The sequence below is a fragment of the Amycolatopsis sp. WAC 01376 genome, from assembly GCF_003947415.1.
Taxonomy (GTDB): domain Bacteria; phylum Actinomycetota; class Actinomycetes; order Mycobacteriales; family Pseudonocardiaceae; genus Amycolatopsis.
Map to the genome: position 1 here is coordinate 590,758 of NZ_QHKL01000006.1, position 24,518 is coordinate 615,275.

Annotated in this window: 25 protein-coding genes; 19 read left to right on the forward strand and 6 right to left on the reverse strand. The window is 68.0% G+C overall.

The genetic code is table 11. From position 1 onward, the window contains the following. Positions 1 to 62: 62 nt before the first annotated feature. Genes DMH03_RS29740 through DMH03_RS29765 form a run of 6 tightly spaced genes read left to right on the forward strand, consistent with a single transcriptional unit; the run spans position 63 to position 7,545 of the window. Positions 63 to 2,510, forward strand: a complete 2,448-nt coding sequence (locus tag DMH03_RS29740; RefSeq protein WP_125795267.1) for a hypothetical protein — start codon at positions 63 to 65, stop codon at positions 2,508 to 2,510. After that, on the forward strand, positions 2,507 to 3,085 hold the full coding sequence (locus tag DMH03_RS29745) for a flagellar hook-length control protein FliK (RefSeq protein ID WP_125795268.1): 579 nt from the start codon (positions 2,507 to 2,509) through the stop codon (positions 3,083 to 3,085). Before DMH03_RS29740 ends, DMH03_RS29745 begins: the two co-directional genes overlap by 4 nt. Beyond that, positions 3,082 to 4,011, forward strand: coding sequence for an ABC transporter substrate-binding protein (locus DMH03_RS29750; protein ID WP_125795269.1), 930 nt, complete (start codon positions 3,082 to 3,084; stop codon positions 4,009 to 4,011). The genes DMH03_RS29745 and DMH03_RS29750 overlap by 4 nt, the downstream gene beginning before the upstream one ends. Next, a complete protein-coding gene (locus tag DMH03_RS29755) occupies positions 4,011 to 5,123 on the forward strand; it encodes an energy-coupling factor transporter transmembrane component T (protein WP_125795270.1) in 1,113 nt (370 codons plus the stop codon). Before DMH03_RS29750 ends, DMH03_RS29755 begins: the two co-directional genes overlap by 1 nt. Further along, positions 5,120 to 6,715, forward strand: a complete 1,596-nt coding sequence (locus DMH03_RS29760) for an ABC transporter ATP-binding protein (protein ID WP_125795271.1) — start codon at positions 5,120 to 5,122, stop codon at positions 6,713 to 6,715. The genes DMH03_RS29755 and DMH03_RS29760 overlap by 4 nt, the downstream gene beginning before the upstream one ends. Next, positions 6,712 to 7,545: an ECF transporter S component gene (locus tag DMH03_RS29765; protein ID WP_125795272.1), complete on the forward strand. Its 834-nt coding sequence runs from the start codon at positions 6,712 to 6,714 to the stop codon at positions 7,543 to 7,545. The genes DMH03_RS29760 and DMH03_RS29765 overlap by 4 nt, the downstream gene beginning before the upstream one ends. Before the next feature lie 226 nt (positions 7,546 to 7,771). On the opposite strand, the gene DMH03_RS29770 is transcribed toward DMH03_RS29765, so the two are convergent. Next, on the reverse strand, positions 7,772 to 8,389 hold the full coding sequence (locus DMH03_RS29770; protein ID WP_125795273.1) for an SRPBCC family protein: 618 nt from the start codon (positions 8,387 to 8,389) through the stop codon (positions 7,772 to 7,774). Between the two features lie 115 nt (positions 8,390 to 8,504). On the opposite strand from DMH03_RS29770, the gene DMH03_RS29775 reads away from it, so the two are divergent. From DMH03_RS29775 to DMH03_RS29790, 4 genes are all read left to right on the forward strand, one after another. Further along, the gene (locus tag DMH03_RS29775) at positions 8,505 to 9,161 is read left to right on the forward strand and encodes a TetR/AcrR family transcriptional regulator (protein WP_125795274.1); all 657 of its coding nucleotides are present in this window, start codon (positions 8,505 to 8,507) and stop codon (positions 9,159 to 9,161) included. A 63-nt stretch (positions 9,162 to 9,224) separates the two neighbouring features. Beyond that, positions 9,225 to 9,815, forward strand: a complete 591-nt coding sequence (locus tag DMH03_RS29780; protein WP_125795478.1) for a hypothetical protein — start codon at positions 9,225 to 9,227, stop codon at positions 9,813 to 9,815. Between the two features lie 114 nt (positions 9,816 to 9,929). Next, complete coding sequence (locus DMH03_RS29785; protein ID WP_125795275.1) at positions 9,930 to 10,226, forward strand: hypothetical protein; 297 nt, start codon at positions 9,930 to 9,932, stop codon at positions 10,224 to 10,226. Between the two features lie 140 nt (positions 10,227 to 10,366). Continuing rightward, a complete protein-coding gene (locus tag DMH03_RS29790) occupies positions 10,367 to 10,600 on the forward strand; it encodes a hypothetical protein (RefSeq protein ID WP_125795276.1) in 234 nt (77 codons plus the stop codon). Between the two features lie 4 nt (positions 10,601 to 10,604). Here the strand turns inward: DMH03_RS29790 and DMH03_RS29795 are convergent, their stop codons facing one another. Next, positions 10,605 to 10,829 carry a hypothetical protein gene (locus tag DMH03_RS29795; protein WP_125795277.1) on the reverse strand — a complete coding sequence of 75 codons (225 nt, stop codon included), beginning with the start codon at positions 10,827 to 10,829 and terminating at the stop codon, positions 10,605 to 10,607. Between the two features lie 232 nt (positions 10,830 to 11,061). Between DMH03_RS29795 and DMH03_RS29800 the strand changes: the two genes are divergently transcribed. Next, entirely contained in the window at positions 11,062 to 11,895 is an 834-nt protein-coding gene (locus DMH03_RS29800) for a hypothetical protein (protein ID WP_233611710.1), read from the forward strand. Between the two features lie 15 nt (positions 11,896 to 11,910). Beyond that, a complete protein-coding gene (locus DMH03_RS29805) occupies positions 11,911 to 12,624 on the forward strand; it encodes a hypothetical protein (protein ID WP_125795279.1) in 714 nt (237 codons plus the stop codon). A 372-nt stretch (positions 12,625 to 12,996) separates the two neighbouring features. On the opposite strand, the gene DMH03_RS29810 is transcribed toward DMH03_RS29805, so the two are convergent. After that, positions 12,997 to 14,652: a glutamate--tRNA ligase gene (locus tag DMH03_RS29810; RefSeq protein WP_125795280.1), complete on the reverse strand. Its 1,656-nt coding sequence runs from the start codon at positions 14,650 to 14,652 to the stop codon at positions 12,997 to 12,999. A 171-nt stretch (positions 14,653 to 14,823) separates the two neighbouring features. Between DMH03_RS29810 and DMH03_RS29815 the strand changes: the two genes are divergently transcribed. From DMH03_RS29815 to DMH03_RS42440, 4 genes are all read left to right on the forward strand, one after another. After that, positions 14,824 to 16,062: a hypothetical protein gene (locus DMH03_RS29815; protein ID WP_125795281.1), complete on the forward strand. Its 1,239-nt coding sequence runs from the start codon at positions 14,824 to 14,826 to the stop codon at positions 16,060 to 16,062. Next, complete coding sequence (locus DMH03_RS29820; RefSeq protein ID WP_125795282.1) at positions 16,059 to 17,594, forward strand: substrate-binding domain-containing protein; 1,536 nt, start codon at positions 16,059 to 16,061, stop codon at positions 17,592 to 17,594. The genes DMH03_RS29815 and DMH03_RS29820 overlap by 4 nt, the downstream gene beginning before the upstream one ends. After that, the gene (locus DMH03_RS29825; RefSeq protein WP_125795283.1) at positions 17,581 to 18,354 is read left to right on the forward strand and encodes a hypothetical protein; all 774 of its coding nucleotides are present in this window, start codon (positions 17,581 to 17,583) and stop codon (positions 18,352 to 18,354) included. Before DMH03_RS29820 ends, DMH03_RS29825 begins: the two co-directional genes overlap by 14 nt. 149 nt (positions 18,355 to 18,503) lie before the next feature. Further along, on the forward strand, positions 18,504 to 18,680 hold the full coding sequence (locus DMH03_RS42440; RefSeq protein WP_199749064.1) for a hypothetical protein: 177 nt from the start codon (positions 18,504 to 18,506) through the stop codon (positions 18,678 to 18,680). Here DMH03_RS42440 and DMH03_RS29830 read toward each other — a convergent pair. Continuing rightward, positions 18,627 to 19,568 (reverse strand): MBL fold metallo-hydrolase, encoded by a 942-nt coding sequence (locus tag DMH03_RS29830; protein WP_125795284.1) that lies wholly within the window; start codon positions 19,566 to 19,568, stop codon positions 18,627 to 18,629. The two genes, DMH03_RS42440 and DMH03_RS29830, sit on opposite strands and share 54 nt — an antisense overlap. 82 nt (positions 19,569 to 19,650) lie before the next feature. On the opposite strand from DMH03_RS29830, the gene DMH03_RS29835 reads away from it, so the two are divergent. Then, positions 19,651 to 20,508, forward strand: a complete 858-nt coding sequence (locus DMH03_RS29835) for a LysR substrate-binding domain-containing protein (protein WP_125795285.1) — start codon at positions 19,651 to 19,653, stop codon at positions 20,506 to 20,508. Between the two features lie 29 nt (positions 20,509 to 20,537). Beyond that, complete coding sequence (locus tag DMH03_RS29840) at positions 20,538 to 20,954, forward strand: hypothetical protein (protein ID WP_125795286.1); 417 nt, start codon at positions 20,538 to 20,540, stop codon at positions 20,952 to 20,954. 15 nt (positions 20,955 to 20,969) lie between these two features. Here the strand turns inward: DMH03_RS29840 and DMH03_RS29845 are convergent, their stop codons facing one another. Both DMH03_RS29845 and DMH03_RS29850 read right to left on the reverse strand, forming a co-directional pair. Further along, the gene (locus DMH03_RS29845) at positions 20,970 to 21,485 is read right to left on the reverse strand and encodes an MSMEG_6728 family protein (RefSeq protein ID WP_125795287.1); all 516 of its coding nucleotides are present in this window, start codon (positions 21,483 to 21,485) and stop codon (positions 20,970 to 20,972) included. A gap of 36 nt (positions 21,486 to 21,521) precedes the next feature. Further along, complete coding sequence (locus DMH03_RS29850) at positions 21,522 to 22,427, reverse strand: glutaminase (RefSeq protein WP_125795288.1); 906 nt, start codon at positions 22,425 to 22,427, stop codon at positions 21,522 to 21,524. 170 nt (positions 22,428 to 22,597) lie between these two features. On the opposite strand from DMH03_RS29850, the gene DMH03_RS29855 reads away from it, so the two are divergent. Then, positions 22,598 to 23,986, forward strand: coding sequence for an amino acid permease (locus DMH03_RS29855; protein WP_125795289.1), 1,389 nt, complete (start codon positions 22,598 to 22,600; stop codon positions 23,984 to 23,986). Positions 23,987 to 24,518 lie beyond the last annotated feature (532 nt).

A 24,518-nucleotide genomic window follows, 5' to 3' on the forward strand; every position in this document is an offset into this window, starting at 1 on the left:
CGATAAACAGGGGTGACTGCGGCGTCTCACGCCTGTCCTCCGTCATGCCGCAAGGAGGAGTCATGCGCCGCCGGTCCCTCGCCGCAGTGGCGTTCGCCGTCAGTGTCGGTGTGATCGCCGCGCTGCTCACCGGGACGGCCACCGCCGCGAACGATCCCGGTGCCGCGAAGGCGAATTCCCGCTGGCTCGCGACGAAGCTGAAGCCGGACGGCACGCTCGAGAACCCCTCCGGTGGCGCGCTGCCCGACCACGGCCTGATGCTCGACGTGCTTTTCGCGCTGTACGCGTCGGGTGACGGCGCGAAGGCCGAGCCGATCATGAAGTTCCTGGACGACGAAGGCCACGCCACCGACTACTTCACCTGGGACGGACTGGTTCCCGGTGCCGGATACGACAAGGTCGTCGTCGGCGGCGCGCTGGCGAAGACGCTGGTCGCCGCCCAGGTTTCCGGCCGCGACCCGCGAAATGTCGACGGGTACGACCTGGTAGCCGAGACCCATGCCGCGATCATGCGCAACGGCCCCGACAAGGGCCGGATCAGCGATTACTCCAAAGATCCGGAGCGCACCGGCGCGGTGAACAACGACGCGAACTCGTTCGGCCAGGCGCTCGGCGTCATCGGCCTTGCCGCGGCCGGCGAGAACGACCGGATCGCCATCGACAGGTTGCTGACCCAGCAGTGTTCCGAGGGCTACTTCCGCCTCTTGTTCAAATACATCCCGACGAACGAGACCGGGGACCACGTGACCCCGGGCGGCGATAAGGTTTCGACCTGCGACGAAGGCAAACCGCTCGACCTTTCCCCGACCGACGGCGACGCCACCGGTCTCGGGCTCTCGGCGCTGCTGGCCGCACGGAAGGCCGGCGCGACCGGACTCGACGCCCCGATCGCCAAGACCGTCTCCTGGCTCAAGGCGAACCAGACTGCCGGTGGCGGCTGGGGTGGTGGCGCCAGCACCGAGGCGCCGAACACCAACAGCACCGGAATGATCGTCAAGGCGCTCGCCGACGCGGGTGGCGCGGAGGCGGCGGTGGACAAGGGGGTGCGGTATCTCAAATCCGCGCAGGCGAACGCCGCCGACTCCGGCACCAAGCTCGCGGGCGAACTCGGCGCGATCGCCTACGACCCGGCTTCCTACGAGGCCGCGCGTACCTCGGGTATCAGCGGGGTCGACACCTGGATCCGTGCGGGTGCCCAGGCTTCGCTCGGGTTGTCCCAGATCGGCTTCTACTCGCTCGCGAAGGGCAAAACTCAGCCGCCGGCCAGCAGCGTCCCGGCTCCCGCGACGACGACGACCACCATCACGACGTCGGTGACGCCGCCGCCCAAACCCAAGAAAGCAGGGACGTCCACCGGCGTCCGGGTGCGGACATCGACGGCGATCACCACTCCGGACACGGCGACACCGGCCGCCCGCCTCGGCGCCTACCTGGCGAACCGGCTCACCGACGGTGACCACGTCGAGGTGACCGAGGACGGCAAGACCTACGTCGACTACGACGCCACCGCCGACGTGGTGCTGGCCCTGCGAGCGCTGGACCAGCAGCCGGACTCGGTCGCCCGCGCGTCGCAGTTCCTGGTGAAGCCGGAAGCCGTACAGGCTTATGCCCACGGCGCGCCGTACGAGCAGGGCGAGGCATCGTATGCCGGACCGCTCGCGAAACTCGTGCTCGTCGCCGAATTCGCCAAGGCGGACATCGCCGGGCAGTTGCGCGCCGATCTGGTGAAGCTGCGTGGCGTCGACGGCAAGTTCACCGACACCGGATCGTTCGCCGACGCCGACGAGACCGTGGAGCGGCACGCTTGGGCGGTGCTCGCCACCGCCGCCGATCCTGGTCCGGCGGTCGAACTGCTCCTTTCGCGCCAGTGCGCCGACGGAACCTTCCCGAAGCACCTCGACACCGTGGAGTGCGGTTCCGGTGACCTCGCCGCGACCGCCGCCGCGGTCACCGCGCTGGCCGCCCGTCCGCACACCGACGCCGCGCCCTCGACCAGGCGCCCGGACGGCTGGAGCGAGCGGCGCGTGTCGGCGTTCGTCTCCGCGGTGGGCGCGCTCGGCGTCCGGCCGACCGGCGAGGGCATGGTCACCGGAGAGGGCGGCGAGCCGGACGTCGCGCTGAGCGCCGCCGTCGCCGCCGCGCGGCAGACCGCCGGATTCGACGCGAGCGGAACCGCGCGATCACTGGGCGAACTGGTCCAGCCCGATGGCGGTTTGGCCAAGGGATCCGCCGGGGAGACCGATTTCCCGACCAGTCTGGCCGCCGCGCAAGGAGTCGCGGGCCGATCTTGGCTCAACGCGGCGGATTCGCCGCTCTCGCCCGCGATCCGGCTGCCGCTGACCGAGGCGAATCCGTCCGCCGCACCGGTGCTGGCCGCGGAGCAGTCCGGCTCCCCGCCGTCATGGCTGATCTGGGGGCTCGCCGGGCTGGCCGTCCTGCTGCTGCTCACCGTGCTCGCACTGGTTTTCGTACTTCGCCGTTACACCAAGAAAAAGGGGGCAACACCATGAAGAGAATGCTGGCCGTGACATCCGTCCTCATCGGACTGATCGGGCTTTCCGCCGCACCCGCGAACGCGGTCGACACCACCAAGGGCTACGCCGGGATCTGCACCGGCGCCGACGCGCTCACCGGGGTCACCGTCGTGGTCGACTTCCAGGAACTGGACGGCAACGGCGGGACCGCCGCGCCGACGATCACCCGCTGCTCGCCCAACGTCGCGCCGGGTACCGCCCGCACGGGCATCAAGGCCTTGCAGGACGCGGGAATCGCGGTCGCCGGCACCGCACGCTGGGGGCTCGCTTTCGTCTGCCGCGTGGAAGGCCGCCCGTCCGCGACGGAGACCCTCCCGCTGTCGGCCAACCCCAGCTACAAGGAGGCGTGCGTCACCACTCCGCCCACCGGCGCGTACTGGGGTTACTGGCATGCGAACGGTTCCGGCTCGACCTGGACCTACAGCACCTCCGGCGCCGTCAACCGGAACGTGACCCCCGGCGGCTTCGAGGGCTGGTCGTTCTCGCTGAACAAGTCGGCGGCCACCAACCCGCCGCCCGGTGTCACGCCGAGGAACCCGGCCATCCCGTGAGGAGGGTTCTTTTCGCGGTGGCGGCGATCTTCCTGATCGCCGCCACGGCGCCGTCCGCGCACGCCGTCGACCAGAGCAAGGGATATCCCGGTTTCTGCAAGGACGGCAACGGGGTCACCGTGGTGGTCGACTTCCAGCGGCTCGGCGGCACGACCATCGTGCGCTGCAATCCGCAGACCACCCGCGGCACCGGGCTGGACGCGGTCAAGGGCGCCGGTTTCCAGATCGCCGGGGTGCAGCGCTGGGGCGAGTCGTTCGTCTGCCGGATCGAGAACCGCCCTTCGGCGGCCGAGAACCTGCCGGTCACCGGCCACGACAAGTACCGGGAGCAGTGTGTCGACACGCCCCCGGCGCAGGCCTATTGGTCCTACTGGAACGCTTCGAACAACTGCGCGTGGGACTACAGCCAGTGGGGCGTCAAGAACCGTGACTTCATCCCCGGCGGTTTCGAAGGCTGGTCGTTCTCCTTGAACGCCACGACCGACAACAATCCGGTCCCGCGGATCGCCGCGGTGCGGCCGGGTACCGAAGGCCGGCCGTGCGTGCCGCGCGAGGAGGCCAAACCGGTCACCGGAGACCCCGGTGAGCGGCAGCGGCCGCAGCCCGGGAACGGTCAGGCCGACGGTCCGCGACCGACGGCTGGTGCGGAGCCGGGCGCGGGGGAAGCCACCGCCGCGGGGCCGAGTTCCGGCGCGCTCCCGCCGCCGAAGCCGCGTTCGAGCGCGTCGGCGAGGCCGAAGGCGAAGGACCCGTCGTCGAACGTCGCGTTCACCGGGGGCGAGAACGCCGAGGACGTCAACGCGGTGATCGAACGCGAGTCCGGAGCCAGCGACTGGGCGCCCTGGGCCGCCGGCGGCGCGGTACTGGCGTTGTGCGTGGCAGGATTCCTGGTGGCACGCAGACGTAAACGCGCACAAGGAGTTTGATGACGTCCTACTTCCTGCCGCGCGACCTGCATCCGGCCGCCTGGTGGGTGTGGGCGCTGGGGCTCGCCGTCGCGGCGACCCGCACGACGAACCCGTGGCTGCTGCTGACCATCGTGGCCGTCGCGGGGTACGTCGTCGTCGCCCGGCGCAGTGAAGCGCCGTGGGCGCTGGCCTTCCGGCTCTACCTGTACCTCGGCGCGTTCATCGTCGCGATCCGCGTGTTCTTCCGTGTCGTGTTCGGCGGCGCCGAGGGTTCCACGATCCTCCTGCGGCTGCCCGAGATCCCGCTGCCGGAATGGGCGGCGGGGATCCGGCTCTTCGGCGACGTGTCCGCGGAATCGTTGCTTGGCGGGCTCTACGACGGGATGCGGCTGGCGGCGATGGTGATCTGCCTCGGCGCGGCCAACGCGCTCGCGAACCCGAAACGGCTGCTCAAGGCGATGCCGCCGGCGTTGTACGAGGTGGGCACGGCGGTGATCGTCGCACTGTCGGTGTTCCCTCAGCTCGCCGAAAGCGTGCTGCGGGTCCGGCGGGCACGCAAGCTGCGCGGCGGCTCGGGCAAGAAGAAGGTGAAGGTCCTGCACACCGTCCTCATCCCGGTGCTGGAGGACGCGCTTTCCCGTTCACTGCAACTCGCCGCGTCGATGGACTCTCGCGGCTACGGCCGCGCGGGACTGGTCGAGGCGCGGGCGAGGCTGATCACGGGAACGCTGATGATCGTCGGCCTGATCGGCGTCTGCGTCGGCGTTTACGCCACTTTGGACGGTTCGACGCCCCGATACCTCGCCGCACCGGTGCTTTCGGCGGGACTGGTGATCGGGTTGATCGGGTTCTGGTCGGCGGGCAAGCGGGTGCGGCGCACGCGCTACCGGCCGGATCGCTGGCACCCGCCGGAAATCCTCGTCGCGGTCAGCGGAATCGGGGTCGCGGTGATCCTGTTCGTGACGTCCAGCGTGAACCCGATGAACATGAACCCGTCGTTGATCGACCTGTCCTGGCCGACGCTTTCGTGGGGGCCGCTGCTCGGAGTCCTGATCGGCGTGCTGCCCGCCTTCCTGACCCCGGTACCCGAACCTCCCTACGCCGCACTAGAAAAAGAAGTGCACGCATGATCGAACTGAAGAACGTCTCGTTCACCTATCACGGCCGCTCCGAACCGGTGCTGGCCGATGTGACCCTGTCCATCGGTGAAGGCGAACTCGTGCTGTTCGCGGGCCGGACGGGGGCGGGCAAGTCGACGCTGCTCGGCACGATCAACGGTCTCGTCCCGCATTTCACCGGCGGACACCTCGAAGGAACGGTCTCCGTCGACGGTGTCACGACGCGATCCCGGCCGCCGCGCGAGTTCGCGCACCTGGTCGGCGTCGTCGGCCAGGACCCGCTCGCGGGTTTCGTCACCGACACGGTCGAGGACGAACTCGCGTACGGCATGGAGCAACTCGGCCTGAGCCCGCAGGTGATGCGCCGCCGGGTGGAAGAGACCCTCGACCTCCTCGGCATCGCGGAGCTGCGCAGACGCGCGCTGCGGACGCTGTCCGGCGGGCAGCAGCAACGGGTGGCGATCGGCTCGGTGCTGACCACGCATCCGAAGGTGCTGGTGCTGGACGAGCCGACGTCGGCGCTGGACCCGACCGCCGCCGAGGAGGTGCTGGCGACGCTGGCCAGGCTGGTGGAGGACCTCGGCACGACGGTGCTGATGGCCGAGCACCGGATGGAACGCGTGATCCCGTTCGCGGACCGGATGATCCATGTCCCCGGCACCGGGGGAGTGATCGACGGGACACCGCCGGAGGTGTTGCGGGACATGCCCATCGCGCCGCCGATCGTCCACTTGGGACGATTGGCGGGCTGGGATCCGCTGCCGATGTCGGTGCGTGACGCCCGGCGGCGCGCGTCGTCGCTGTCCCTCGGCACCCCGCCCGCGCGAAGCACGACCGACGGCGAAGAGTTGCTGACCGCGTCGGGGGTCGTCGTGCGGTACGGGCCGAAGGTCGCTGTGCGGGAGGTCGACCTGACCCTGCGCGCCGGCGAGGTGCTGGCGATGATGGGGCGCAACGGTTCCGGCAAGTCGTCGCTGCTGTGGGCGGTGCAGGGCTCCGGCCCCCGGCAGGGTGGCAAGGTCACCGTCGAAGGCCAGGATCCGAAGACGCTGAGCAGTGCCGCGGCCCGCACACTCGTCGGCATGGTTCCGCAGACCGCGAGTGACCTGCTGTACCTGCAGACCGTCGCCGCCGAATGCGAGGCGGCCGACGCGGAATCGGGTGCGGAGCCGGGGCATTGCCGGGATCTGCTCGACAAGCTCGCTCCGGGCATCGATCCCGCGTCGCATCCCCGTGACCTTTCGGAAGGCCAGCGGCTCGCGCTCGTGCTCGCGGTGCAGCTGTCCGCCGCGCCGCGGATCATGCTGCTGGACGAACCGACCCGCGGCCTCGACTACACGGCGAAGTCGGCGCTGGCGCGGATGATCGCGTCGCTGACCGCCGAGGGCAGGGCGGTCGTCGTGGCCACCCACGACGTCGAGTTCGTCGCGACGATCGCGCACCGCGTGCTCGTGATGGCGGAAGGGGAGGTCGTCTCCGACGGCCCGACCGGCGAGGTGCTCGGCGGTTCCCCGGCGTTCGCCACGCAGATCGCCAAGATCCTCGGCGAGCCTTGGCTCACCGTCGAAGAGGTCCGATCGGCGCTGCCGCAGGAGGTCCCGTGAAGACGGCGCCCGCGGTCCGGCTGGGGCCGCGCTCGGCGACGGTGCTCGGCCTCGCGTCGCTCGCGGGGCTGATGATGTTCCTCTGGCCGCTTCTGGTCCGCGTCGAACCCCAGTCGATGCAGCACGGCACGGACGCGCCGTTCGTGTTCCTCGGCATCCTGCCGATCCTGATCGTCATCGTGCTGGCCGAAATGTCCGAAGGGGGCATGGATTCCAAAGCCCTCGCGATGCTCGGCGTGCTTTCGGCGGTGAACGCGGCCCTGCGGCCTCTCGGCGCGGGGACCGCGGGTATCGAAACCGTGTTCTTCCTGCTGGTGCTGGCCGGGCGGGTGTTCGGGCCCGGCTTCGGTTTCGTGCTCGGCTGTACCTCGATGTTCGCCTCGGCGCTGCTGACCGCCGGGGTGGGACCGTGGCTGCCGTTCCAGATGATGTGCTCGGCGTGGATCGGGATGGGCGCGGGACTGCTGCCACGCCGCGTCACCGGCAAGGCCGAGATCGCGATGCTGGTGGTGTTCGGGATCTTCGTCGCGTACGTGTTCGGATTCCTGATGAACCTGTGGTTCTGGCCGTTCATCACCGACGTCGAAGTGCCGTACCACGACGGGCATATCTCCTACGTCCCCGGCGCCCCGGTGCTGGAGAACCTGCACCGGTTCGCCGTGTTCACGCTGCTGACTTCGACCGCGGGATGGGACACGGGGCGCGCGATCACCAACGCGGTGGCGATCCTGGTGCTGGGACCCGCCGTGCTCGCGACGTTGCGCCGGGCTTCACGGAAGGCCTCCTTCGGCGTGATTCCCTCGTTCACCGACAGCGTGCCCCGCAATTAGTGAGGCGTAAGGCGAACGTGTCGTGCTCTGGGGTTGGCTGGGTTGCGAAAGCCACTTTGACAACACCTCGCTGAGGACTTGGGAAGCCGGGCGTGCCCCCAATGTGGCATTGGGGACGGTCAGCGTCCCCAATGCCACATTGGGGGCATCAGACCGCGGCGCGAGCCGACACCCAGGCAACACGCCACGCTGCCGTGCCCCGCAATTAGTCACCTACTTGCGGGGGTCAGCAGCGGGATTCGGCGGTGGCTTTGAGGTCCTTCAGCCAGGCTTCGAGGCCCCAGCCGAGGAATTTGGTCGCGGTGGGCACGTCGGCCTCGACCTGGGCACCGGACCAGTTCTCCTCGGTGCGGACGAGAACACCGCCCTTGACCTCGGTGAAGTTCCAGACGTGGATGCCGTTGTCGATGCCGAGACCCTCGCCGATCGCGGGCCCGCTCCAGCGGATGCACTTGCCGCGCTGGAGCTGGTGGACGGTCGAGGTGATCGACAACGTGGTGGCGGGCGTCGTGGCCGTGGGCGGTGCCGGAGTGGTCCAGCGGAACCGGGAGTTCTTCCGGAGCGGGCCCCAGTCCAGGCGTTCGCTGCTCAGCACCGGCTCCTGCCACGACGGCCAGCGTTCGACGTCGGTCTGAAGCCGCCAGATCTTGCTCAGGGGAGCGTTGATCAGGGTCTCGGTGCGGTAGTGGATCGGGGCCTTCGTGTCGATGGTCTTGCCCTGGCAGGAAAGCGGCGCCGGGGAAGTGGGGGTGGCGGCCTGTGCGGGGGTGACGGCGCCGCCAAGGAGGCCGATCGCCAAGGGGAGCGCGGCGACGGTGCGGCGGCGGATCTTGGTGTCCGGCATGGTCTTGCTCCTTCATCTGCTTAGTTAGTCTTGCGATAGTTAGAAGCTATAATCAGGACAGAGTGAGTGTCAATAGGGAAAGTGATAACCTCTAACCGTCAGGAAGGAGGGGTCGATGGACACGGACGGGAAGACCTCGCGTGAGCGTTACCGGGCGCAGGTGCGCGCGGAGATCAAGCGGTACGCGTGGGAGCAGCTGGCCACGGCGGGCGTGTCCGCGTTGTCCCTCAACGCGATCGCCAAACACGTCGGCATGAGCGGCCCGGCGCTGTACCGGTACTTCGCCAGTCGCGACGACCTCGTCACGGACCTCATCCGCGACGCCTATCGAAGCCTCGCCGACACCGTCCAGGCGGCCGCCGCGTCCGGTGGCGTGGCCGAAGTCGCCTACGCCGTCAGGGAATGGGCGCTGACGGATCCCCAGCGATACCTGTTCGTCTACGGAACTCCGATCCCCGGCTATCGCGCGCCGGGCGACATGACGGCGATCTCGAACGAGATCATGGCCGCGCTGATCGAGGTCCATGCCGCGTGCCCGGACGACGGACGGGTGACGCTGTTCGACAGTCATCTCGAGGACCATCGCGAATGGGCGGGTGATTCGCCGGTGCGGTCCGCTGTTCTCCGCCGTGCCGTGACGTTCTGGACCCGGCTCCACGGTGTCCTGTCCCTCGAACTGGCAGGGCACTTCGACGGGATGGGATTCGACCCTGCCCTGTTGTTCGCCGCGGAGCTGGACGATCTGCTCGCCGGAGCGTCCCGATCCTCGTGATCGTTGTGCTAACTTCCGCGGATGCGCAAAGGATCCGGGGTTCCTTTCGGTCGTACGTTCGCGGTGATCGCGTCGGTGCTCCTGGCTTCGCTGATCGGCCCTGGTGCCGTCGCGAACGCGTCCGGCGGCCATCCGCCGCGGCACGGCTGCGAATGCGCCACCCCCTCGATCGACCGGTTGCAGCACTGGCTCGCTTCCGGTGAGGGAACCACGATTCCGCCGACCGGCAGTCTGCTCGTCCGCGAACGCGGCGGTTACGCGGCCAAGGTGACCTTCCTCAACGCCGAATGGCACGTGGTCGTGGTGTGGCTGGGCAATCAGTTCGAAGCGCAAGCGGATCTCTCGAAATCCGCCGGTTTCTGGATGACCTACAGCGCGACCGACGACCTCTATGTCCAGCTGCGCCCGGCCTCGCACTGGAGCGGCGGCGACAAGTGGCTCACGAAGGTGCCGTCGACCGGCGGGAAGATCGTGAAGAAGTTCTTCAGCTTCAAGGCCGACGCGTGGACGACGCTGCCCGAGCTGGGTACGCCCGGCTACTCCTTCGCCTCGGCGCTGACCGAAGCGCGAGGACTGGTCTTCGTCGGCAAGACCCCGAACAAGCTCGACTTCCGTGGTCTTTCGATCGACCGCTACCGGCCGCCCTGCCGCTGAATTCCTCGCGGTATTCACCTGTCCGGAGCGGCGGGGGCGGCGCACCGTGACCGATTTGTCCTGTACGGTGAACCTTCAGCCGCCTCTGCACGATCGATCCGAGGAGTACCCCAGATGAGCCTGTTCGACTCGCTGAAGGAAAAGGCCGCCGAACTCCTTGGCGGCGCGGGCGACAAGGTCAGCGAACTGACCGGCGTCGACCTTTCCGGCGCCGCCGACCAGGTCACCCAGTCCGCCGGTGGACTGGCCGAGACCGGCCAGGGTCTCGCCGAGAACGCCACCGCCGCGGGCCAGGACGCCGTCGACTCGGCCACCGCGGCCGGTCAGGGCGTCGTCGACTCCACCGGTGCCCTCGGTGACGCCGCCACCGGACTCGCCGGCGACGCGATCGACCCGAACGCCCGGGGCTGACCGCCCCCGGTCTCCCCGGTATCCCATGGATATCGGGGAGACCGTCATGCTCCATTCCGGCACTTCCCGAAAAGGATGTCCGCTCACGAGTCGTTCGGCGCTAAGCTGACGGAAACGACTTCATCTGCGGGGGAGCGGACATGGTCGGAATCTGGATAGCGCTCGGGATACTCGTCCTGGTGATCGGCATCGCCGTTCTCACCGATCTGCGCGATCGCGGACGCGGCGGGAGCCGCAAGTTCATGTTGCCGGACTGGGCTTCCCGGCGTGCCGACTACACGGAGAACGACCTCGTCCACGGGCGCTGGGTGGAGAAGTCGCCGCGTGAACAGGAAGAAGAGCTCCAGCGCCGGTACAAATCCGGCGAGGAGTAAGGACTTACGCGGCCGGCCTGGTCCAACGCCACGCGGCGTGCAGCACGGCGATCAAGGCCTCGTCGTCGTCGAAGGTGGGTTCTTCCCCGACCGGTAGCCAAGTACGGTCGACGATCTCGCCCAACCTGCTCCGGGTCACGGAGATCCCCGGGTAGGACAGCGCCGCGCGGCCGTCGCCGGCCACGTGGCGGAACTCCCAGCGCAGCTGGACAACACGATCAGCGCTCATCGACCACAACTTTCCGTACTTGCGTACCGGGTAAGTCGTCTGTCGGGGCCCGCGCGTTTCACGGCTGCTTTGTGACGTGCGCCCTTCGTACCGCGGATTCCCGCGTCGAATTCGATTTTTCGCATGAATCCGCAGAAAGAATGGCAAGGCGCCAAAGTGGTGACCCCGATCACAATCACTGTCGAAGATCGTGGGAGCATAAGGGCCAAGGCTGCCGGATCCCGGAGGGTGAATGCTCCGCAGAATGCGTCGCTGGCTCGAATTGCTCAGTCTCGGCGGGTTGGCGGTGGTCGGCTTCGCGGTCGGGATCGCGGAACAGCTCGGCTTGCTGGACAAAGTGGCGCCGAAGGGCATCAGCACGCTGACCCTGATCATGGTCAGCGGCGTGGTCGTCGTGCTGCTCATCGAGCTGACCCCGTTGCGCGCGCTGGAAGACATCCGCGATCGCCTCGCCGGCCTCGACATCGACACCATCGCCGCGAGCCGCCGCCGTTCGCACTACGGCGGTGTGGTCGAGGTGCACAAACGCTTCCCGGACGACGAGTTCGCCGCGCATATCGCGAAGGCCAAGCAGGTGACGATCCTGAACACCTGGATCCCCAACCTGCAACGCCTGGAAAAGGAACTGGAAGCCGCGATCGTCGACCGGCGCGCCCAGGTGCGGATCATGCTGCTGCACCCGAATTCGATGCTCGTGGGGCTGCGGGAAGCGGCACTGGACCGGAGCGACGGCGCGGGCAAGACCTTCGTGAGCACCGGGATCGGGGAGTGCCTGGAGACCCTCTCCCGTCTGCACCGGCGGCTGGCGAAGCGGCAGACCAACCTGAAGGTGCGAGTGTTCAACTCGCAGGCCTCGGTCTCGGTGTACCGGGCCGACGGGCGCTACCTGGTCAGCATGTTCCTGCACGGCCAACTGGCGATCGATTCGCCGCAGTTCGAAATCGAGGGCACGCACGACACCGTGCTCGGCGAACAGATCCAGCGCGAGCTCGACACGTTGTGGGACATCGGCCGCGACGTGGACCTCGGCGACTGGAACCGAAGCATCGACATGATCCGTTTCTGAGCAAGAGGTGAAGTGATGCGCGAACTCGACGAGTTCGAAGACGGTTTGATCGAACGGTTCCGGAACCACCCGGCGCTGCGCGGCGTCACCGAGCTGTCGCAGGAGGGTCTGCAGACCGTCCTGCTGCAGCGGCGTTTCCTGTCGCTGGCGTTCACCATGGCCTACGACCTGGCGATCGACCTGCTCACCGACGAGCAGTCCAAACGGATCGCCCGTGTCATCGTCCGTGAGGAGTACCCGGACACCACTTCGCCCGGCAATACGCCTTCGCATCGCGAGGACATGATGGCGGACATCCTCGCGCTGGGCGTCCCGCGGGAAGCGCTGGTGCGGTCGCGGAAGTCACTGGCCACGACGGCCTGCGTCGACACCACGATGGAGCTGATCGCCTCGGCGGGCGACTCGAAGTACGCCGACGTCGAACTGCTGACCATTCTGCGCTTCTGGGGCGAGGTGCTGGTCTCCGTCGAGTACGGCGAACTGTGGCGCCGGATCGGTCCGGTGCTCGGCGACCGGTCCGTCTTCTACTACCCGCACCACGTGCACGACGCGAAGTCCCGCCCGCTCGCCGCCGCGTCCCCGCTCTCGCTCACGCATTCCGATCAGCTCGGGCTGCGGCTGGTGCAGCTGATCGACTCGAGCGAGGCGCGGGAGCGGTTCCGGGAGACGGAGCAGGCGGTCGTCGCGATCAAGACGGCGTTCTACGACCAGTTCCTGCCCGCCTCGTAACCGGTAAGGACGGTTCTCTTGAGGGGAAAGTCGAACGTGTCGTGGCGCGGGGCCGGTGTCGCTGCTGAGTACGGCGTTCTCCTGTAGTGAGGGCCTCCTTGCCTACTGTGAAGGTAGGGAAAGAGGCTTTCGCTACTTTCAGATGTGATCCCTGGTGACCGTGGGCAGCTGTGACCCCGGCGCCGGTCGTGCTTGGGGACGTGACTCGCGTGACTGAGGGGACGGCACGTGTGATCAGACGGACGACACGCGTGTCTGGATGGACGACACGCGTGGGGCCGGGTTCCGCCTCGTGTCGTCCGCCCGATCACGTGTGTCGTCCGTCTGGTCACGTGTGTCGTCCGTCCAGACACGCGAAACCGCGGTTACGAGTCACTCGCCTACGAGGCCGGCGAACCGGCCCAGCGTCTCCTCGCGGCCCAGCGCCTGCGTGATCGAGTGCAGGTCCGGGCTCCGGGTCGAGCCGGTGATCGCGATCCGGATGATCTGCGAAGCCTCGCGAATGGAGCCGGGGAAGCCTTCGGGGTTCTTCTTGAACTCCTTGGCGTTCTTCGCGAAGCCGTGCTTCGCCGCGACCTCGCGGATCTGCTGGAACCACTCCTGGCCGTCGTCGAGCTGCTGGTAGCTGCCGACGAAGTCCCGCGCCACGGCCTGGACGACCTCGCGGTCGACGCCGAGGGCGGTGATCCGCTCGTCGTCGGGGCTCGCGACGGCGGCGTGCAGCTGCGGGAAGAAGAAGCCGTAGACGGCGCGGAACTCGCTCCACTTCTTCAGGTCCTTGCGCGGGTTCTCGGCGCCGTCGCGTTCGACGGCGAGGGCGCGGAGCGCGAGGTCCGGCTCGGCGTCGAGGACGGTCTTCAGCTCGGGGTCGAACAGCTCCGCCCAGGCGCGGACCTCTTCGAGGATCTCGGCGCCGGACAGCGTGGCGATGTGGTCGGCCGAGATGTCGTCGAGTTTGACCAGGTCGACCAGCGGGCCGGCGACGCCGCATTCGTCCAGGTTGATCGGCTCGGCCAGGGCCTGGTCGAGCGGCATTTCGGCGAGCCTGCCGTTGGCGAGGCCGCGCAGGTAGTAGAGGACGGCCTTGGTGGGGTAGCCGGACTCGATGTAGAAGTCGACGCTCGCTTCCGGGTCCTTGCGCTTCGACAGCTTGCGCTTGCTGCCGCCCTCCTGCTTCATCAGCGGGGCGATGTGCGCGTAGGTGATCGGGTCGAAGCCGAGCGCGTCGAACAGCTGCTGGTGCACGGGCACCGACGAGATCCACTCGTCGCCGCGGATGACCAGGTTGACGCGCATGAGGTGGTCGTCGACGGCGTGCGCGAAGTGGTAGGTCGGCAGCCGCGGGCTCTGGTCGGAGCTCTTGAGGATGACGACGTCGTTGCGGTTGGCCTCGGCCTCCAGCGGGCCGCGGATGGCGTCGGTGAACCGGGCGCGGGCGCCAGTGTCGTCCGGCGCGCGGAACCGGACGACGTACGGGTCTCCGGCGTCGAGTTTGGCCTGGACGTCGGCGGGGTCGGCGTCGCGCCAGATGGCCCACGAGCCGTAGTAGCCGGTCGGCAGCTTCGTCGCCTGCTGCCGGGCGGTGATCGCCGCCAGTTCGTCCTTGGTGGCGAAGTCGAGGTACGCGCGGCCGGAGCGGAGCAGGTGACGGACGTAGGTCAGGTAGATCTGCTCGCGCTCGGACTGCTGGTACGGGCCGTAGTCGCCGCCGCGGTGGATGTCCTCGTCGGCGGCGAGGCCGAAGTAGGCGAAGCCGCGCTCGAACTGGTCGATGGCGCCTTCGACCTCGCGCGAGCGGTCGGTGTCCTCGACCCGGACGAGGTAGCGGCCGCCGCTGCGGCGGGCGACGTCCTGGTCGATGGTGGCGACGTAGACGCCGCCGATGTGCACGAACCCGGTCGGCGAGGGGCCGAATCGGGTGACCATGGCGCCCTCGGGGAGCTCGCGGGCGGGGTAACGCTGTTCCCAGTGCTCGGGCTCGGGCAGGTCGGCGGGGAAGAGGGCGTCGATGACTGCTCGGTCCAGCATGGCGGTTCAGATCTCCCGGCGTCGTGGTGCATGGCGGTTTTCGCCACCGAAGAGCCTAACCGTCCGGCCTCCCGGCCTGGTGAGGGTGGGTACCGAAGCCGGATCGAGACGTGCTTTTCCGTCGGTGCCTCCCGGTAAAATGGGCTTGCCGGACATTCGGGGAGGAAATCGGTGACCACCGATAGCTCGCTTCGTGAAGAACCCCAGCTCACCATCCGACCAAAACCCTCGGCGTTCTTTCTTCGCCGTCGTTTTCTCCGCACTTTCGGGCCCGCGTTCGCGCTGGCCGTGAGCGGCCTGATCGCCCTGCTCCTGAGCGGGACGATCGTGGTGCCGTTCCAGCAGACCCTGGTCCTGCGCGGCAAGATGGGCTCCAAATCGGATCTCTTCGAGGACGCGAAGGTCCAGGAAATCCTGATGCGCCACCGCATCCGCGTCCACGTGACCAGGGCGGGATCGCGTGACGTCGCCACCCACGACCTCAGCCAGTACGACTTCGTGTTCATGTCGGGCGAGCCGGCCGCGAGTCTCGTCCGGCGGTCGAGGGCGAACGAGTGGACGGGCAGCGCGCGGCAGCCGTTCACCAGCCCGATCGTCCTCGCCACCTATCGCCGTTACGCGGAAACGCTGGAGAGCAACAAGATCGCCACGAAACCGCCGGGACAGCAGGATCCGCTGTACTACACGCTGGACACCGAGAAGTTCATCCAGACGATGCGGCAGGAGCGCACCTGGGATTCACTGGGCGTCGGCGAGTTCGGCGCGGAGAACGGGAACAGGGTGCTCGCGCAGACGTCGAACATCTGCGACTCCAACTCGGGCGCGACGTACCTGATCTTGCTGGCGTTCCTGGAGAACGGCCGTCAGGTCCCGGTCGTCGACCCGCGCCCGGCGGGCGCGCCCGCCGGGCCGCCGAACCTGACGAGCGCGAAGGCACTGGCCGAACGGGTCAAACCGCTCGTGGCGGCGCAAGGCTTCCCATCGGCGGATCTGTCCGAGTCGTACGCGAACCTCGCCGAAGGGGACAAGCCGATCGTCGTCATCTACGAGCATCAGTACCTCGCGATGCAGTTGCGCGCCAAGGCGCAGAGCGGGCGGCCGGATCTCGACCGGGTCCTGCTGTACCCGAAGGACAACATCCTGACGAAACCGCAGTTCCTGGCGCTGAAACCGGAAGCGGAACGGCTGGGCGAGCTGATCACCTTCGATCCCGAGCTGCAACGCCGCGCGATGGAGCTCGGTTTCGGCGTCGCGACCCCTGCGGGCACCACGAAAAGCGCGCGGCTGTACGACTTCCTGCGCGAACAGGGGCTGACCGCCCCGGAGGTCGCGGACGACGACAGCACCACGCCGCTACCGGACAATCCGGTACTGGAAGAGATGATCAAGACCGTCGGGGACTGCCCGTGAAGCGGCTCCTCGCGGTCCTGTGCTGCCTGCTCCTGGTGGTCGCCGCCTGTACGAGCGGCGGGCAGAAGGTGAAACTGCGCGTGCTGGCCAGTTCCGAACTGGCCGACCTCGGGCCGATTCTCGACGACCTTCGCGGGGAAACGGGAATCGAACTGGAAATGGATTTCCGGGGAACCGTCGACGCGACCACTTCCCTCACGCCGGGGAAGGCCGCACACGATCTCGCCTGGCTTTCCACCGACCGGTATTTCCAGCTCAAGTACCGGCAGTCCGCGGACAAGGGGGAACGGCCGCTCGCGACCAAGACCATGGTGTCGCCGGTCATCGTCGGGATCACCCCGGCGAAGGCGGCGGAGCTGCGCCGCGGCAAACCGGACGGCAAGCTTTCGTGGGCCGATCTCGCGGACGCGGCGGCCGGCGGCGGGTTCCGGTTCGCGATGGCGGATCCGGCGAAGTCGACCAGCGGGCTCACCTCACTCGTCGGAGTGGCGACGGCCGCCTCGGGCACCGGAGCGGCACTGCGGCTCCAGGACGTGAAATGCGACAAGCTGCAGGGCTTCCGCACCGGGCACACGCTCACGGCGGACACGTCGGCCGCGGTGACCGACCGGTTCGCCGAGCGCCAGGACGTGGACGCGATCATCGGGTACGAGTCCACTTTGCTCACCCTCAACGCGAGCGGCCGGCTCAAGACGCCACTTGAGCTGGTGTACCCGAGGGACGGCATCGTCCAGTCCGACTACCCGCTCCTCCTGCTCGACCCTGCCAAACGGGAGGCGTACGACAAGGTCGTCTCCTGGCTGAGAAGCCCGGCGACACAGAAGAAGCTGATGGAGCGGACTCTCCGGCGGCCGATCGCCGGGGAGGTGGCGCTCGACCCGAGGCTGCCCGCCTCGATCGGGAACTCGCTGTACTTCCCCGACGAGCAGGCAGTCGTGGACAAACTGCTCGACGACTACGCGGCCCCCGCCGGCCGGACACCCGGACGCGTGATCTTCGTGCTCGACTTCTCGGGTTCGATGAAGGGGCCGCGGATCGCCGCGCTCCGGGCGACCTTCGCCGGGCTGAGCGGCGGCCCGGACGGCGGATTCGACCGCTTCTACCGCGGCGAGCGGCTCACGGTCCTCCGCTTCGGCGGGAAGATACTGGGGGACAAGGAGTTCACCATCGGCGGGCCGCAGGATCTCGGCGCGCTGCGGGCCTTCATCGCCGCCGACGAGTTCGACGGCAACACGGCGGTCTGGTCCGCGCTCGGCGAGGCGTACGCGAAGGCCGGTGCCCATCGCCGCGCCGAGCCCGGCAGCGGCGTTTCGATCGTGCTGATGACCGACGGGGAGAGCAACACCGGCCCCGGTATCGAAGAATTCCTGCGCGCGCCAAGGGATCCCGGCGTGCACACGTACACGATCCGGTTCGGCGAGGCGAATCCCGCCGAACTGGATCGCGCGGCCGTGGCCACCGGTGGCCGGATGGTCGACGCGAACGCGACATCCCTGCTCGACGCCTTCAAGGAGATCCGTGGCTGCCGATGATCTGTGGTGGGAAGTCTGGGGACTGTGGCTCGCGGTCTGGGTGCTGACCGTGGTCGCCTTCGTCGTCGCGATCGTCGTCTTCGTACGGCATTGGCGCCGTGCGCGTTCCGACGGCGATCAGGGGATGGTCCGGGGCATCGGCTTCTACCTGCACACGAAATCCGTGATGGGTCTGTACCAGCTGCATCGCTACAACGAGGCGCTGGAACAGGAGGTGGAGAAACGGAAAAGCCGGGGCTGGCGGTTCTTGGGATCGGGCGGTATCGGTCCGCTCAGAGGGGAATCGGAGCGCACGGACACCGATGAGGAGTTCCGGCGGTACATCCGCAAGGCCGAACCGATCACGGTGATCGGCATCGTGACGAAGGTGCTGGAGAAGCACCACGACATCATCCACGTCGATCTGGCGAAGCAGGAACTCGTCCACAATCGCGCGCTGGTGAAGGAACTCGGCTGGTCCGACGGTCCCGAAAGCACCCGGCAGCTCCAGACCCGGCTGCGTGGCGTCGAGGCGTTCGTTTCCGTGAAGGGCCTGTTCCGTAAACGCTCCCAGACCGACACCGAGACGGTTTTCGTCGCGCCGTACGGCAACCCGGACGATCCGTCGAAGAGCAGGAGCATCCGCTTCACCTGTGTGACCAGCGACCTGCGGGACTCCGCCCCGGCTGGCGCGTTCCGGGCGCGGTGCCTCGGCAAGGTCGAGGACTGGGATCCCAAGACCGGGGAACTCGTCGTCCATCCGATCGCGATCTTCAAGTAGCGCTCGGCTGCTCCACTCGCGCCACCCGGTTGACACGAGTGGAGCAGTCGAAAGCCACACCCCGTCCATAGCGCTTCGCACTGTCGGCCGACGGGGGTGAACCTGCACGATTTCGGTATCAAACACCGCAGGTTCGAGGGAGATCTTCCATGAAGAGCGCCGTTTCCGACGATATCCGCAGCTTCTTCGCCGACTCGGGTATCGATGTCACCGCCGCCGGGCAGACCGACGTCGAGATCGTCATCGATCACTTCGACAACTGGAAGAACACGTCAAGCGGAGGCACCTTCGGCTGCTTCACCGGTGCCTGCTGTCTCATGGCCTGAGTGATCGGCACAGAAGCAACCGACGCCCTTCGCGATCCAGTCCCGGCCTTCCCATTCGGGGTGGCGTTCGATCATCAGCGCTTCGACCTCGGCGGCGATGGTCTCTTCGGGGAGGGACGAGTCGCGCCGCGTCCAGGTCTCGTCACGCAGCAGTTCGAGGTACTCCCGGACGTCGGTCAGGATCCGGCGTCCGGAGACGTCGCCGTGGCCGGGGACGACGATGTCCGGCCCGGCGGCGGCCAGCCGCCGCAGCACTTCGATCCAGCGCCCTCCCGAGACATCGATGTCGTACGGCGGGAACCACGGGAAGATCGAGAACTGACCGGTCTCGACCAGATCTCCGGTGAACAGCACCCCCGCGTCGGGCACGGTCACCACCTGGTCACCCGTGCTGTGGGCGCGTCCGGTGGCCGCCATGCGCACGATCCGGCCGCCGAGATCGAGGTCGTAGGTTTCGTCGTAGACCACGTCCGGGGTGACCAGGCCGACGCCGTCCAGTGCCCGGGCGACCGGGGTGCCGAGACCGCGGAACATCTCGAGATAGCCCGGTCCTTTGTGGACCAGATCGGCCGCCTGCGCGCTGTTGACGAGGTAGGTCGCCTGTTCCGCGAATACGTGTGCGCCGAAAGCGTGCTCGGGATGGAAATGCGTCGTGGTCAGGTACAGCCTGCGGCCGCGGGCGTGTTCGGCCGCGAAGGCGAGTACCTTCTCGGCGTTGCGAGGACCGAGTCCGGTGTCGACGACGAGCACCGAATGCGAGCCGCCGATGACCCCGATGTTGGGGACGAGGTCGACACCGAGATTCGGGATCACCACGAGGTCGCGAGCGATTTCGCGGGCCCGGCCGGGTTCGACGGCGGGTTCGTGGGTGAGGGGTTCGAAGGGCATGACCTCACTGTTCCGCCGGTCTCCGCCCGCCGTCCAAGTCCGATCCGCTGGCCCTGATACCTGATGGGTATCATCGCTGGTGATGGAGCTCCGACTGCTGCGCTACTTCGTGACCGTCGCCGAGGAGAGGCACTTCGGCCGGGCCGCCGCGCGGCTGCACATGACCCAGCCGCCGCTGAGCCGGGCCATCCGGCAGCTGGAGAACGAACTGGGCGTCGTCCTGCTGCTCCGCTCTGCCGCCGGGGTTGAACCCACCGCCGCCGGGACCATCCTGTACGACGAGGCCCGCGCCCTGCTGGACCAGGCCGAACGCGCCCGCGCCCTGGTGACGGCGGCGGCGGGCCCCGCCACGCTCACCATCGGCACGCTCGCCGACGGAGCGGGGGAGTCGGGCATCCGGCTGGCCGAGGCGTTCCGGCGACGCCATCCCGAGGTCTCGATCCGCTTCCGTGAGGCGGATTTCACCGATCCCACCACCGGCCTGCTCGCCGGGCTGGCCGACGTCGCGCTGACCCGCTCACCGTTCGACGAGACCGGCATCAGCGTCCGCGTCCTGCGCTCCGACCCGGTGGGGCTGGTCCTGCGCACCGGCGACCCGCTCGCCGGTCGTGAGTCGCTGACGCTGGCCGACGTCGCCGATCGGCCCTGGTTCCAGCTGCCGGACGGGACGGATCCGCGGTGGCGTGAGTACTGGAACGGGGCGGCGCCCATCGGGGAGCGGCCCGCCGGTCCGGTGGTGCGCACGGTCAGCGAATGCCTTCAGGCCGTCCTGTGGAACGGCTCGGCCGGGATCGCGCCGCTCGGGCACGCGCTGCCCGACGGGCTCACCTGGGTACCGCTGGCCGATATGCCGCCGAGCCCGCTCGTCGTCGCGTGGACGACCGGGCGGGAGACCCCGCTGATCCGCTCGTTCGTCCGGATCGCCGTCGCCGGGGTGTAAAGACGACGGCTCCGGGGAAGTCATCGCCTATGCCGGACTCATCCTCAGAACCCGACGACGCGACCGTCGACGCGGTCGGAAAGCTGGTCTTCGCGCTCGAAACGGTCGAACAGGCGCGCGGCCACCTGTATGCCTTCCACCACCTCACGGGAACCGCCGACTTCGCCGTCGGCGAGGCCGTCGAAGGGCTCCGGAAGGCGGGGCACGCGGACTGGGCCGAGCGGATCGAGACCGAGCTGATCGGGCTCAACGTGCTGTCGGACCGGTGGACCTTCCAGCTGATCGAGGAGTACGACGACGGCTACTACCGGGCCTACCGCGACCTGACCCGGGACGTCGCCGAAGACCTGACCGGAGGGCGGCGGCACCTGCACGAAGAGCGGATCAAGCGGCAACGGCGGACCGAGGGACGGCCGGGACACGAAATGGGGCGGCCCAGCACCTGAGCCGCTGCTCTTCGCTCACGACTTCTCCAGCGGACCTTGCCGCCTTTGCGGAAACGCTCCTTCTCGTCGTGGACGGTCCGACGCGGGCCAGACGTAGGGCAGGTCGTCGGGGACGTCCGGGAACCTCGGGCGGTAGTGCTCGGGTTGTTTGCGGACGAGCGCGGACTGGTGGCTGCGGTGGAAGTCCGCGTCGCCGAGCCAGGGAGGGAGCTCCTTCGCGTCCGCGAGCCGGGCCTGTGTGCGGACGTCGTCCAGCCCGGTGGCGCGGAGCAGGTCGAGCCGGAGCGTTTCGCGGCAGGTGTCCTGGCGGCCGGTCTCGCACCAGACGTCGCAGATGTCGAAGCCGTACCGGACGAGCGCCTCTTCGTAGCCCGCCCACATCGCCGCGGCCGGGTGATGGCGCCAGCCGTACCCCGGCACCGTCAGCGCACGCAGGACCTGGATCGCCTCCACGCGCTGCTTTCCGAGCCTCCGCTGGTCGAGGACGGAAGCGGAGGCCCGGAAATCGGCACACGGGAGAAAGGTCTGCACGCTGGCGGCTTCCCCGTCGCCGCGGGTTCAAACCGATCAGAAGATCGACCAGCCGGTCATGGTGGTGAACCGGTCGAGCGCCGCGACGCCCGCGACGGAGTTGCCGCGCGGGTCCAGTCCGGGGCTCCACACACAGATCGCGCACCGGCCGGGGACGATCGCGACGATGCCGCCGCCGACGCCGCTTTTGCCGGGAAGCCCGACACGGTAGGCGAATTCGCCCGCCGCGTCGTAGGTGCCGCAGGTCAGCATCACCGCGTTGACCCGCTTGGCCGCGCTCCGCTCGAGCAGCCGGGTGCCGTCGTTGCGAACGCCGTGGCGGGCGAGGAACACCGCCGCGCGCGCGACGTCGCCGCAGTTCATCGCGATCGAGCATTGACGCACGTACTGATCGAGGACGGCGGGTATCGGATGACGCATGTTCCGGTACGACGCCATGAAATAGGCGAGCGCGCGGTTGCGATCGGCGTGCGCGGCCTCCGAAGCGGCGACCTCGTCGTCGATGCCGATGTCCGCGCGGCCGCTTTCCGCACGGAGGAACCGAAGCAGTGTTTCCGCCGCGTCACCGTGATGCGCCAATTCGTCGGTCACCACCAGCGCGCCGGCGTTGATGAACGGATTGCGGGGGATTCCGTCCTCGTTCTCCAATTGCACCAGCGAGTTGAACGGGTTGCCGGACGGCTCGCGGCCCACCCGCTCCCACACCCCGTCGCCATGGGAGAGCGCGAGCGCCAGGGTGAAGACCTTCGACATGCTCTGGATGGAGAACGGCACCTCCCAGTCGCCGACGCCGTGCACCCGACCGTCCACTTCGGCCACCGCCATGCCGAACTGCCGGGGTTCGACCCTGGCGAGGGCGGGAATGTAGTCCGCGACGGAGCCGCGGCCGATCTCCGGCGCGACGTCGTCGGCGATCCGGTCCAGCAGCGCTGCGAGGTCCACGGCCGTAGCGTAGAAGTGCGTCTTCGCGCGCGAAGATCGGGGTTCGCGAGTGAACTTGTCAAATCGAAATGGGAAAATCCGGTTAAACCACCTGAGTGACGTCCCGCACACCTTAAGTCTTCCTTAGCACTGTTGGTGACGTGCCGCACACGCTCTAGCGTCTGGCAACCATGGATTCCTCGCTGCTCACCGAAAAAGGTGAAAGCTACTCAAAAGCACTGGGCAACCGCCAAGTGCAGATGATCGCCATCGGCGGCGCGATCGGCGTCGGGCTGTTCCTCGGTGCCGGTGGCAAGCTCCACCAGGTCGGGCCTTCGCTGGTCCTGTCGTACGCGCTCTGCGGTATCGCCGCCTACTTCGTGATGCGCGCCCTCGGTGAGCTCGTGCTGCACGAGCCGACCTCCGGCAGTTTCGTCACCTACGCCCGCAAGTTCATCGGGCCGTGGGCGGGTTTCGCCTCCGGCTGGATGTACTGGGTGAACTGGGCGATGACCGGCATCGCGGAGATCACCGCGGTGGCGATCTACGTGCACAAGTGGCTGCCCGACGTGCCGCAGTGGATCACCGCGCTGGTCGCGCTCGGCGTGCTGATCCTGGTGAACCTGCTGTCGGTGAAACTGTTCGGCGAGCTGGAATTCTGGTTCTCGGTGGTCAAGGTGCTGGCCATCGTGGTCTTCCTGGTCACCGCGACCGGGCTGGTGCTCACCAGCGCGGACATCGGCGGCACCACGGCGGGCGTGCACAACCTGACCGCCCACAACGGTTTCTTCCCGGCGGGCATCGGCATCGCGCTGATGACGCTGCAGGCGGTCATCTTCGCGTACTCGGCGATCGAGGTCGTCGGCATCGCCGCCGGTGAGACCAAGGACGCCCGCAAGGTGCTGCCGAAGGCGATCAACGGGGTGGTCTGGCGGATCGGCGTGTTCTACGTGGGATCCGTGCTGCTGCTGGCGATGCTGCTGCCGTGGCCGTTCTACAACGGCGGCGAGAGCCCGTTCGTCACCGTGTTCAGCAGGCTCGGGATCCCGGGGATCGGCGACGTGATGAACGCGGTCGTGCTCACCGCCGCGCTGTCGAGCTGCAACTCCGGGCTCTATTCGACCGGTCGTATCCTGCGGGCGCTCGCGGACAAGGGTGAGGCGCCGAAGTTCGTCGGCAAGATGAGCGGCCGTCACGTGCCCTACGGCGGAATCCTGTTCACCTCGGGCGCGTACGTGCTCGGCGTGGTGCTCAACTACCTGGTGCCGAAGGACGCCTTCGACATCGCGATCGCGATCGCCTCGCTCGGCGTGATCACCACCTGGGCGACGCTGATCTTCTGCCAGATGCGGATGCGCCAGGCGGCGCTGCGCGGGGAGCTGGAACGGCCGTCCTACCGGATGCCGTGGGCGCCCTACAGCGGCTGGGCGACGCTCGGTTTCCTCGCGCTGGTGGTCGTCCTGATGGGCTTCTCCGACGGTGCCGAGAAGATCGCGTTCTACTCGATCCCGGTGCTGGTCGTGGTACTCGCGGTCGGCTGGCGGATCGTCGGGAAACGGCAACGGCAAGAGGTGGGCTGACTCTCGCATTTATTGAGGGTAAGGCAAATATGGCGCGGTGAAATGTCTGGTGTATGGCCTGCATGACCGGTTTTGCGTGAGGGTCGTGAGTGGCAATGAGGGTTAGAGTCAAGGGTGTCTTAGGTGCCTACGTGGTTGAGGCTGCGGTTGATGCCAGGCCCCGGATTCGGTCATCGCCGCGTTTGCCCCACAGGCGCCAGCAGTCACAACAGTGGCGCGTGAAGGCCGCCTTCCCTCGGCTCAGCCGAGGAAACTCGACCTTCACACCTCTCCCAGGTACCCAAAGGACTCCAGCCAGGCGCTCACGTGAGTTTTCGCGATCGTGGGGATGTCGTGAAGGGCCCCTTTGAGACGATGAACGTCTCAAAGGGGCCCTTCACGCGCAGAACCCGAGTACATGAAGGACCCCATCCTTGCGCCTAGGTACAGGAAGGGGTCCTTCATGTACTTCAACCCGGCATCACGTCATCACGCAAGAAGCGCCACAGGTCACGCAGTAGGTACCCAAGGGGAAGCTCGTTAGAACGCTCAT